This is a genomic window from Klebsiella sp. YJ, assembly GCF_002108615.1.
Taxonomy (GTDB): Bacteria; Pseudomonadota; Gammaproteobacteria; order Enterobacterales; family Enterobacteriaceae; genus Klebsiella; species Klebsiella planticola.
In genome coordinates this window covers 1-11,365 of the sequence record NZ_MTEG01000055.1, presented here as the reverse complement: position 1 = coordinate 11,365, position 11,365 = coordinate 1, and the positions used below count along the sequence as shown (strand labels likewise).

Sequence of the window (11,365 nt, the reverse complement as noted above, 5' to 3'; positions counted from 1 at the left end):
GCTGTCTAAAGCGATATATCTCCCGCGAAGTTTACACGTTACTGCGCAATCAAAACAGGCGGATCAACAGTATCCCGATAACAGCTTGACTCTTAGAAGGGCGTCCAAGGCAGCCATTATACGAGCAGGCAGTTCCGGCAGTTACTGTGGCGATACCGGATCAGGCAGAGTATGAGTCGGCGTGGAAACTGCTGGGATAACAGCCCAATGGAGCGCTTCTTCAGGAGTCTGAAGAACGAATGGGTGCCGGCGACGGGCTATGTAAGCTTCAGCGATGCAGCTCACGCAATAACGGACTATATCGTTGGATATTACAGCGCACTAAGACCGCACGAATATAATGGTGGGTTACCGCCAAACGAATCAGAAAACCGATACTGGAAAAACTCTAACGCGGTGGCCAGTTTTTGTTGACCACTTCAGAACGGGCCTTACGGGCCATGCCTGAAAACCTCGCGCATCTTCCCCGGTCGATGCTGTATCTGAAGCCTTTTAATCTGGTTGGTCTGGACGCCCTGAGGGCGCTGTTTACAGAGAGCACACCTGTTCTGCCGGATCCGGGAGCCACGCTCACGACGGTCGATTTACCGGAGCTTGCCTCCCTGGTGGAGGACCTCAGCCGGGCGGGAAAAGGGCTGGTCATGACAATGGGAAAAGGGGGCGTGGGAAAAACCACGGTGGCGGCTGCGGTCGCGGTCTCGCTGGCCAGACGCGGTCATAAAGTCCACCTGACCACCTCCGATCCGGCAGCCCACCTGTCTTACACCCTGGATGGCTCGCTGCCAGGCCTTCAGGTTAGCCGTATCGATCCAAAGGCAGAGACTGAGCGCTATCGTCGCTTTGTGCTGGAAAATCAGGGAAAAGGGCTGGATGCGGAGGGACTGGCGGTACTGGAGGAAGATCTCCGTTCCCCCTGCACCGAAGAGATTGCCGTGTTTCAGGCATTCTCCCGGATCATCAAAGAGGCCAACGACCATTTTGTCATTATGAACACTGCGCCCACCGGGCATACGCTGCTGTTGCTGGATGCAACCGGGGCCTATCACCGGGAAATGGTGCGCCAGATGGGGCATGCTCACGATCACGTGATAACGCCAATGATGCAGCTGCAGGATCCGGAGAAGACCAGAGTCATTATCGTGACGCTTGCCGAAACCACGCCGGTACTGGAAGCGGCCGGGCTGCAGCAGGACTTACGCCGGGCCGGGATTGACCCCTGGGCGTGGGTCATCAATAACAGCCTCGCGGCCGCGAAGCCGTCCTCCCCGTTCCTGGTCACCCGTGCCCGTCGCGAACTGCCGCTGATCGACGACGTTGCCGGGCATTATGCACAGCGCATTGCCCTGACGCCACTGCTGAAGGACGACCCGGTAGGCGTGGACCTGCTGGCTGAAATGGCGGGCTGACAGGTGGGGCGACGCCCCACCTCCACTTAAAACATTTCCTTATACAGGTCATAAGATGAAGCGCTTAATCTGCCGTCGCGAATTCCGGTAGTGTGTCAGTCAACGTCACAGGAGTCATACAATGCACATTATCAATGCTGAAGAGCAGCACATTCCCGCCATACGCCGTATTTACGCCCATCATGTCCTGCACGGCACAGGCAGCTTCGAGACGGCCCCCCCGAACACGCAGGAAATGCTTGCCCGGGTGAAAAACGTTCAGTCACGTGGATTTCCCTGGTATATCGCCCTGCTGGGGGGCGGAAAAGCCTTACTCGATCATGCCTTAACATGGGCCCGGTCTCAGGGATACCGCCAGATGATAGCGGTTGTGGGGGACTGTGCGAACGTCGCGTCTGTAGCGCTGCATCTTCGCTCCGGATTTACTGAAATCGGCACGCTGAAGGACATCGGTTTCAAGCATGGCCGCTGGCTGGACACGGTGTTGCTGCAGTGTCAGCTGGGAAAAGGGAGCTGTACGCTGCCGGACAGTCCGGTACCCGGACGCTGAGGCAGGAGAAAGGGGGCATCGCCCCCTTTCGGTTATTTCAGCCGTTTCCCTGCCTCATCTACTACTTTCTCGCCGTCTTCCTTAGCAAATGCGCCTTTTTGCGCATCCGGAAGAATATCCAGTACCACTTCGGAAGGGCGGCACAGACGCGTTCCCAACGGTGTCACCACAATCGGACGGTTAATCAGGATCGGATGCTGAAGCATAAAATCGATTAACTGATCGTCAGTAAACTTATCTTCCGCAAGCCCCAGCTCTTCATAAGGCTCGACGTTTTTGCGCAGCAAAGCCCGGACTGAAATGCCCATATCTGCAATGAGTTTGACCAGCTCATCGCGTGACGGTGGATTTTCAAGGTAATGAATAACGGTCGGTTCATTACCACTGTTGCGGATCATCTCCAGCGTATTACGCGACGTGCCGCAGGCCGGATTGTGATAAATGGTGATGTTGCTCATATCAGTATCTCATTACAAAGTGAAAGAGAGACGTAGCGCCAGCGCTGCCAGCGTTACAAACAGCACAGGCAGAGTCATAACGATCCCGGTGCGGAAATAGTATCCCCAGGTGATGGTCATATTCTTCTGTGTAAGGACATGCAGCCAGAGCAGCGTTGCCAGGCTACCAATAGGTGTAATTTTAGGTCCCAGATCGCAGCCAATCACGTTGGCGTAGATCATCGCTTCTTTGATAACGCCTGTTGCGGTGCTTCCATCGATAGAAAGAGCGCCAACCAGCACGGTAGGCATGTTGTTCATGATGGAAGACAGGAAGGCCGTCAGGAAGCCAGTACCCAGCGTCGCAGCCCAGAGTCCTTTATCCGCCAGTACATTCAGCACACCTGAAAGGTATTCGGTTAGCCCGGCGTTGCGCAGACCGTAGACCACCAGGTACATCCCCAATGAGAAGATGACGATCTGCCATGGCGCGCCGCGCAGCACTTTGCCAGTGTTAATGGCATGGCCTCGTTTAGCTACTGCAAACAGGATCACAGCGCCAACAGCCGCAATCGCGCTAACGGGAATACCGAGCGGCTCAAGGACAAAGAACCCAACCAGCAGAAGTATTAAAACTATCCAGCCGGTTCTGAAGGTTGCCAGATCTTTAATCGCTTTTGCCGGTGCTTTCAGAAGAGACAGGTCGTAAGTCGGTGGGATATCCTTGCGGAAGAACAGATGCAGCATAACCAGCGTGGCAACAATGGCTGCAATATCCACCGGCACCATTACCGACGCATACTCGGTGAAGCCCAGTCCAAAGAAGTCTGCAGAAACGATGTTAACCAGGTTGGACACGATAAGCGGCAGGCTGGATGTATCGGCAATAAACCCTGCAGCCATGACGAATGCCAGTGTCGTGCCTTTGCTGAACCCTAATGCCAGCAGCATGGCGATGACTATCGGCGTCAGAATAAGTGCCGCACCATCGTTGGCAAACAGTGCCGCCACCGCTGCACCAAGCAGAACGATATACGTAAAGAGCAAACGGCCACGACCGTTACCCCAGCGCGAAACATGCAATGCCGCCCATTCGAAAAAGCCGGACTCATCAAGCAGCAGGCTGATAATAATTACGGCAATAAAGGTCGCCGTCGCGTTCCAGACGATATTCCACACCACCGGAATATCGCCCACATGCACAACGCCAGATATCAGGGCCAGTCCCGCGCCCAGCATTGCACTCCAGCCGATCCCTAATCCCTTTGGTTGCCAGATAACCAAAACAATGGTCAGGACAAAAATAGCGCCTGCCAGTAACATAAAACCTCCTGACAGGGCGACTTTGTCGCCCTGTATATGTCAAAAAATTAGCTCATCAACTCTCTGAGCTTTTCAATACCGGCGGGCTCTGACGCCAGCACCGGAACAAGCGCTATACGGTCAGCATGCTGATCCTTAACAGCCTCAATCTGAGGCAATTCCTGATGAGCACGCTGACAAAGCAACGGAGAATGCGTATCCGCAATGGAAAGGCTGTTATTGATAATCCAGCCCCACGGATGAATCCCCGCTCTTTCAAGGTCAGCCTGCAGGTTTGCCGCTTCCAGGACCGGTGTGGTTTCAGGAAGCGTAACCAGCAGAACTTTGGTTCTATCCGGATCCTGAAGCTGCATCATGGGGGTAGTAAAATGACCTTTACTCCCCATTTTTTTGGCAATCTCTCGGTGGTAAGCCCCGGTCGCATCCAGCAACAGCAGCGTGTGTCCGGTAGGGGCGGTATCCATGACAACAAAGCGCTTACCCGCTTCACGAATTACACGGGAGAAGGCCTGAAACACGGCAATTTCTTCTGTACAGGGAGAGCGTAAATCCTCTTCCAGTAACCGTTTCCCTGCTTCGTCCAGATCTCTTCCCTTCGTCTCAAGAACATGCTGGCGATAGCGTTCGGTTTCATCGTGAGGGTTGATGCGGCTGACCTGCAGGTTTTTGAGGCTGCCGTTCAGCGTTGTACTCAGGTGCGCAGCAGGATCAGAGGTCGTGAGATGCACGTCAAATCCCATGTCTGCCAGCCTGACGGCGATGGCAGCAGCCATCGTGGTTTTCCCTACACCACCTTTGCCCATCAGCATAATCAGGCCGTGTTCACTGCGAGCGATATCATCGACCAGGCCAGAGAGAGATAAGTTTTCAGGCGTGTACAGGATATTCGTTACCGGGAGCGGTAATGCCTCAGAACGGGTATCCAGCAGTCCCTTCAATGCTGAAACACCAACCATATTGACTGGCTGGAGTAACAGGGTATCTGTCGGTAGCTCAGATAAACCGGCAGGAAGATTTGCCAGTGCCTCCTGCTCACGTTGCCATATCGCCGCGGCCAGGGCGTCATGTTCAGCTTCGGCTTCAGGCAGCACACCATTAATCACCAGATATTGATTTTTCAGGCCAATCTCAGCCAGTTCCTCATGAGTGCGGGCGACTTCCTGCAGTGTAGAATTTTGCAGTCGTGCAACCAGAACCAGGCGGGTACGTTCAGGATCGGACAAAGCCTCTACCGCATGAGCATACTGCTCACGCTGCTTTTCCAGCCCGGCCATTGGGCCAAGACAGGAAGCACCATCTGGATTACTTTCAATGAAGCTACTCCAGGCACCGGGAAGCTGGAGCAGACGAATCGTGTGGCCCGTCGGCGCTGTATCAAAAATGATGTGATCAAAGCGGGTCAGCAGGGAAGCGTCTGTTAGTAAGCCCGTGAATTCATCGAACGCAGCAATCTCAGTCGTACAGGCTCCTGAAAGCTGCTCGCTGATACTGTTAACAACGTCATCAGGCAAAAGACCTTTGATAGGATCAACGATTCTGGCCCGATATTGCCGGGCGGCTTCCTGCGGGTCAATCTCCAGTGCGGAAAGTGCAGGAACTGCTGTCACAGGGCGAATCGTGTTACCGATAGCCTGATCGAATACCTGACCAACATTGGAGGCCGGGTCGGTACTGACCAGCAAAACCCGCTTACCCTGTTCGGCAAGGCGGATAGCCGTCGCGCAGGAAATGGAAGTTTTTCCTACACCTCCCTTGCCAGTAAAAAACAGGTAAGGCGGGATATTCTGTAAGAATTTCATATGTCCTCCTGACATATTCAGCAACAGGAAGTATTACCACCACAGCAACTGGTGGGAGCTAACCCTACCTTCTCCAGCGGAATACCGAACCAGCGAGCCAGCTCAGCGCGTTTTGGGTATCGCCCAGCCATCACCGTTTCGCCGTCCAGCAACAGCAGCGGAAGCCCTTCTGCGCCGGATGCGTCGAGGAAGGATTTCGCTTTCTCATTGTGAACAAAGCTCATGGGCTGCTGCGCCAGGTTGTAACGTTCAACCTGTACACCACGTTCTTTCAGCCACTGCACATCAGCAGAAAAATCAACCAGAACCTGATCGACATCTGAACCACATACACCAGTACTGCAGCACATTGCCGGGTCAAACACCGTTAACGTCTTCATTCTGAATACCTCATACATTCGAAAAAACACATATGTTCAGGCAAATTTTTTTTAGATGCAAACAGCCTTACCGCTACCAGAGCAGTTTGCCGATGCCAGCTTACGGGCGATGGCCTGTACGTCGTCCTGTTGGCTTAACCAGGCCTGCTCAATCACCTGAGCAGCCCAGGAAGGAATATGCGGGGATAAGCGATAATGAACCCATTTCCCCTGCTTGCGATCCAGCAATAGACCGCTTTCCCGGAGCATTGCCAGATGACGGGAAATCTTGGGCTGGGACTCATCCAACGCCGTGCAGAAATCGCAGACGCACAGTTCTCCCATCTCCCTGAGCAGCAGGACAATACCCAGACGGGTTTCATCGGACAGGTTTTTGAAAAGCTTAAGGGCTGTAAGGGTCATTATTCCTCCTGTTCGGTTGCGTAAAGCATACGCCCGGAGACAAAAAAAACAACCATACATTCGGAAAATCGAATGTGTGAAAGTGTCAGGTGACGCTGTCACGCTGGTATACGTCCGTTACTTTCCGGGGAAAATACATGTGTGTTACAGAGATCCGACTTTACCTTTTTTCGGATCTCAGAAGTGGAGAAGAGGAATTATTGCAGCATGGACACAAAAAACGAGTAATTGTTGCGATGAGTGGACTATTGCACCATGAGCAAATATAAATGACTTTATGCGTCCTGCGGTTAAATATATTGTTCATGCCGTCCGGCTGAACCCCGGGTCAGGGGATCAGCCGGGAAGGAGAACGTCACGGTTCTGTTTTCCGCGACAGGGTCTTTCTTTTTTTCTTCAGGTACATCACTTCGTCACATTTACCGATCATCTCCGCCAGTGTCGTATAATGGTCTGCGTTATTGATCAGTTCGCCAAAGGAATAATTGATGTTGTAGGGCTTGCCCGAGGTGTCATTGTAATGATCGAGACTGGCACTCAGCGCGTGCAGATAAGACTGAGTGTTACCGTTTCGCCGGATCAGGGCGGCAAACTCATCCCCGCCGAGGCGGCCTGCTATTTCACCCGGTTCAAGGTGCTGATGTAAAAAGCCGGCAAAGATCTTCAGCACCTCGTCACCTTCCGCGTGTCCCCAGAGATCGTTAACCGGTTTGAACCTGTCCAGATCGAAATAGATGAGGCTGAACGACGCATCCTGCCGGTTCATTGCGCGGAAGAGTTTTTCGCCGGCGCGGTAAAACCCGCGCCGGTTGGGAATGCCCGTCAGGCTGTCCGTCATGGCCATGCTGATGGCCTCGAATTCGTCCTCCACAATACAGGCCAGGTCCCGGAGGGACGCAATGTCCTCATCCGTGAAGGCGCGGGGAACGGTGTGGATCAGGCACAGCGTGCCGGCCACCGTGCCGTCCGGCAGGCTCACCGGCTGGCCGGCGTAGAACCGGATGTGTGGCTCACCGGTAACCAGGGGATTATCGTGAAATCGCGCATCGGCAGCCGCATCGTGAATGATAAAAGGCCCTTCCTGCAGAATGGCGTGCCCGCAGAACGAAATATCACGTGGAGTTTCGCGCACGCCGACGCCCTGGCAGGCGAGGAGCCACTGGCGCTCGCGATCCAGCAGGCTTATCAGGGCCACCGGGACCTGAAAGGCTTTGCGGGCCAGCCGCGTCAGGCGTTCAAAACGCTCATCGTCACGGGTATCAAGAAGGCCGGTAATATACAGGGACTTCAGCCTCTGTTCTTCATTCTCCGGTATACCGGGTGCCTGCATGTAATCTCCTGGTATGTACAAAGTATATATGCAGATGAAAAGGTGTTTGGATCTGACTGAGTGTAATTATAGTTCACGACTTATCTGCCAGCGGCTGAACTTCAGGTACAGGAATTCACGTTTATCACTCGTACCAGACTCTCCGGAGGACCAGGGGAATGACCGGGTCTGTTACGGTGAGGGAATCTGTAAACCTCAGGATTTTTGCCGGGAAAGTACGTATAACTGCTATCTTGATTAGTAAATGTTAAAATTTGTAGGTATCCACCCGTTAAACAAAATGATTAATATTTAAAAATACTCGTTGAACACCCGTGCCGTAATAATGAAGTACATTAAAAACGTTATCCGGTCATGTGAAGCTGAGACCGTCTCTTCGTCATGTAAAATGCCGTACTTTCTTTGTCGTGAAGAATGACCGGGTTAAGTCCATAAGGTTGAGAGGAAGTCTGCTGATGTGATACGCTCAAGGCGAGATTTATCTCAGTGAGAACTCACGGCAACAAAAAGTTTTTGGACAACAAAACACAAAGTTGTTTTGGACTGTAGGAGTCCAAGAGACAATGACATTACATACAACGCCGTGTAACGGATTTTACATTATTACAAAGCCTGTGTTACAAGAGAGTTATGGACATGATTGAAAAAATATGTGAAGTAATTGATGGTGAATACGTCTGTGATATAGATATTAGCGTTGAAGAATGGAAGATTTTATTAAGGGATAAAAAAGTTTTTGATGACAAAAGTATTGCAGCGTTAAAAAAATGGTTCATTGAGCCAGACCATTCCTGTACATGTTTCGATATCGGCAAGAAGTACGACCTGCACAGTATGAGTGCTAATGGTGTAATCAATGGGTTGGGTGGAAGAGTTCAGAAGCAGCTTGGCCGATTCGAGGTTAAAGGAGTCGGAAAGATTGCTTCCGGGACAAAATTCATTACAGTCATGAAAAGTAGAGAAATTAAAGGAAACCCAAAGCGAAATTTATGGACTATCCGTGAAGAACTTGTTCAGGCAATAAAAGAACTAGATTTTTTTAGTACGAACGAAAGCTCAAGCATTGATTTTTACTCAGATAATGATTTGATCACTGCTCTAGAAGAAAGTAATCACTTTGACGTTACTCAGACATTTGAGTATAGCGAAAAAGCGAAACCTAAGAAAGCTGCAATAGAAGTCAAAAATGGACTCTCATACCCAAGAAGTAAATCTGTTTCAAAAAATGCGCTTAACAAAGCTGATTATAAATGTGAAATTAATTGCGACCATCCAACGTTCAGAAGGCGAAACTCTCCTCTAAATTACACAGAACCTCATCACATTGTCCCGATGTCAAAGCAAGACTATTTTGAGAATTCACTGGATGTGGAAGAGAATATCATATCACTATGTTGCAACTGCCATAAACAAATTCATCTTGGCAAGGGGTTTGAAGATATGTTGAGGAAAATATATGCCGAGCGGAAAGATGTATTAAAAAAAGCGGGAATCGAGATATTATTAGAGGATTTGATTCTTTTTTACAAGATGGAAGGTAATTAATCTTCGAGAAGATGCATGCTTATTTTTATTTTTTTAGCAATGAATGTGAAATACTGCCTGACTATCAATCCTGTCATGTGGTTCAGATTTATGGGGGAGGATTTTAATATTTTATCAGCATGGCATGTCGATCAATCGGTTAAGTATAGCGCCAGGTAACCAGACGGATTTTCCCTCTCAGGCGGGAGCCGTTATCCATCGTCCAGTACCTGATTAAAAGTAGGAGTAATTACAAGAAAATTAAATTGTATGACTATTATTTCCGTTCAGAAAAGAAAGTTACATTTAAAACCCGAAATGTTACATTAAAAACCCGAAATTATTCGGGTTTTTAATTAGTTAAGTGCTATATATTTTCGTGTCCGGGGGTACCCTAAGAGGGTGCGCAAGACAACACTCCAGTGTTCATTATTTATGACTGTCAAGCCATTTATTCATCTGCTCAATTTCACCTTTTTGAGCTTTAATGATGTCCTGCGCAAGCTTTCTCATTTCGGGATCTTTTCCGTATTTGAGCTCGGTCTCAGCCATTGCGATTGCCCCTTCATGGTGTGCGATCATACCTTTTGCAAAGGCCTTATCGGGATTGGATTCATTAACGGCGGCCATCATTTTGTCATGCATACCTTTCATGCCGGACATATATTCCTGTGACGATGCCGATGAGGATATATCTGACATTTTCATTTCTGAATGTTCTGCGGAAATCGCTGGCAGGGATAACATCAGTATAACAAAAAGCGAATTTGTGATTTTCATATAATAAACCCTTTCAGATGGTTACCGGATAAGTTTAGCTGAGTCAGACAAAAAAGCCCCCTGACGGGGGGCAAAAATGTAGCAACGTTGTTTCAGGAAAATCTATCAGGGAAAGGGTAACAGCACGGATACTACCGTCGCATTCAGCCTGCATTGATCATGCGGCGGTGTGCATCAGCCATAGCCTGATGGGGGCCGGACTGACCGTTATTCGTAAATTCATGGGCAACAGCTGCTCTTTCATGTTCATTCATCGCCGCAAACGAAGTCGCCGGACGGGAAGCGTTAACGGTGCCAGTTCCCATCATCTTCTGATGACTTTCCGCCATTTTCTGGTGCGCATCCGCCGAGCCGTTCGTCATGGTTTCATGAGCAATAATGGCCTGTTCATGCTGGTCCATACCGGTCATACGAGGAGCAGTCCCCTGGAGCCCGACAGGAGCCGCAGCAGACTGCATCTGGTGAGCAGGAGCCTGTGCATTGTTGACGCGATCATGGATATTCACGGTTTCAGTGGCCCAGGCCGATGAAATTAAACCAAAGCCCAGCAAAGATGCTAATACGATATTTTTCATGATAACTCTCCATTTCTGAATTAGTGATGTCCGGGGAAGTACAACCGGTGTTTTCAGTTCCATAACTGAAACAAGTTCGGCAGCGTTTATTTCTCCGGAAGAGGGCTGGATATTCATTTCCTGGCGTACTCTGACGCCGGGTATTGATGAAGCAATCCAGCCTTCCTGATAAGTTGCACTAATTATATCGAATGGCTTCTGTTTGCTGCATGACAGGCTAATGACATCTTTGTCATTTACATCTTTATTTTCAGCATTGGGTTTCCGGGATCATTTTCTCCAGTCTGGGCACGGATAAGATAAAACGCGTGGAGCGTACGTCTGATTCCACCTGCACTCTTCCGTGATGTGCTTCCACGATTGACTTCACAATCGCAAGGCCGATGCCGCTGCCTTCTCCTTTGCGTTGTCTGGATGGATCCACCCGATAAAAACGGTCAAACAGCCTTGATAAATGTTCTTCAGGGATCGGTTTCCCCGGATTTTCAATCACAAGGTCAAAAAAGCTCTCCTGCTCTCTTATTGAGACGGTGATTGCCTGTCCCTCCGGGGTATAACGCAGGGCATTGGATAACAGATTATTGATCGCCCTTCTGAACATTTGTGGATCTCCCTCAACCAGGCAGGGCATCCCGTTAAATTTGAGCGTGATATTGCGTTCTTCGGCCCAGGCTTCGAAAAACTCGAAGACTTTCATGACTTCCGCTCTGAGGTCAAAACGGACCCTGTCAGGTATAAGCTGGTTATTGTCCGCCTGTGCCAGGAACAGCATATCGCTGACCATTTTGGTCATCCGGTTATACTCTTCAAGACTGGAATAGAGGACATCCTCAAGTTCCCTCTGTGTTCGATCCTGACT

General features: G+C 50.2%; 10 protein-coding genes and 3 pseudogenes. 4 read left to right on the top strand and 9 right to left on the bottom strand.

The annotated features are described in order from the left end of the window. Positions 1–105 precede the first annotated feature (105 nt). The 3 genes and pseudogenes from BV390_RS29155 to BV390_RS29145 form a co-directional block, all read left to right on the top strand. Positions 106–414 (top strand): annotated as a pseudogene (locus tag BV390_RS29155) (integrase core domain-containing protein); the annotation flags it as partial. A 5-nt stretch (positions 415–419) separates the two neighbouring features. Then, a pseudogene (locus tag BV390_RS29150) lies at positions 420–1,406 on the top strand (ArsA-related P-loop ATPase); the annotation flags it as partial. A 121-nt stretch (positions 1,407–1,527) separates the two neighbouring features. Then, positions 1,528–1,956: a GNAT family N-acetyltransferase gene (locus tag BV390_RS29145; RefSeq protein WP_064190165.1), complete on the top strand. Its 429-nt coding sequence runs from the start codon at positions 1,528–1,530 to the stop codon at positions 1,954–1,956. Between the two features lie 32 nt (positions 1,957–1,988). Here BV390_RS29145 and arsC read toward each other — a convergent pair whose 3' ends face one another. The 6 genes from arsC to BV390_RS29115 form a co-directional block, all read right to left on the bottom strand. Continuing rightward, the gene (arsC, locus tag BV390_RS29140) at positions 1,989–2,414 is read right to left on the bottom strand and encodes a glutaredoxin-dependent arsenate reductase (protein WP_007779002.1); all 426 of its coding nucleotides are present in this window, start codon (positions 2,412–2,414) and stop codon (positions 1,989–1,991) included. 12 nt (positions 2,415–2,426) lie between these two features. Then, positions 2,427–3,716, bottom strand: coding sequence for an arsenite efflux transporter membrane subunit ArsB (gene arsB / locus BV390_RS29135; protein ID WP_016151355.1), 1,290 nt, complete (start codon positions 3,714–3,716; stop codon positions 2,427–2,429). 47 nt (positions 3,717–3,763) lie between these two features. Beyond that, complete coding sequence (gene arsA, locus BV390_RS29130) at positions 3,764–5,515, bottom strand: arsenite efflux transporter ATPase subunit ArsA (RefSeq protein ID WP_085397598.1); 1,752 nt, start codon at positions 5,513–5,515, stop codon at positions 3,764–3,766. Between the two features lie 17 nt (positions 5,516–5,532). Beyond that, the gene (arsD, locus tag BV390_RS29125; protein ID WP_004206665.1) at positions 5,533–5,895 is read right to left on the bottom strand and encodes an arsenite efflux transporter metallochaperone ArsD; all 363 of its coding nucleotides are present in this window, start codon (positions 5,893–5,895) and stop codon (positions 5,533–5,535) included. Between the two features lie 51 nt (positions 5,896–5,946). Beyond that, the gene (gene arsR / locus BV390_RS29120; protein ID WP_004206664.1) at positions 5,947–6,297 is read right to left on the bottom strand and encodes an As(III)-sensing metalloregulatory transcriptional repressor ArsR; all 351 of its coding nucleotides are present in this window, start codon (positions 6,295–6,297) and stop codon (positions 5,947–5,949) included. A 355-nt stretch (positions 6,298–6,652) separates the two neighbouring features. Beyond that, entirely contained in the window at positions 6,653–7,627 is a 975-nt protein-coding gene (locus BV390_RS29115) for a GGDEF domain-containing protein (RefSeq protein ID WP_004213565.1), read from the bottom strand. A gap of 636 nt (positions 7,628–8,263) precedes the next feature. Here BV390_RS29115 and BV390_RS29110 point away from each other — a divergent pair. After that, on the top strand, positions 8,264–9,172 hold the full coding sequence (locus BV390_RS29110) for an HNH endonuclease (RefSeq protein ID WP_001372261.1): 909 nt from the start codon (positions 8,264–8,266) through the stop codon (positions 9,170–9,172). A gap of 408 nt (positions 9,173–9,580) precedes the next feature. Here BV390_RS29110 and copM read toward each other — a convergent pair whose 3' ends face one another. The 3 genes and pseudogenes from copM to silS all read right to left on the bottom strand — a co-directional run. Next, on the bottom strand, positions 9,581–9,931 hold the full coding sequence (gene copM / locus BV390_RS29105; RefSeq protein ID WP_064190166.1) for a CopM family metallochaperone: 351 nt from the start codon (positions 9,929–9,931) through the stop codon (positions 9,581–9,583). A gap of 143 nt (positions 9,932–10,074) precedes the next feature. Beyond that, positions 10,075–10,506, bottom strand: a complete 432-nt coding sequence (silE, locus tag BV390_RS29100; protein WP_045409016.1) for a silver-binding protein SilE — start codon at positions 10,504–10,506, stop codon at positions 10,075–10,077. Between the two features lie 250 nt (positions 10,507–10,756). Continuing rightward, positions 10,757–11,365 (bottom strand): annotated as a pseudogene (silS, locus tag BV390_RS29095) (copper/silver sensor histidine kinase SilS); the annotation flags it as partial.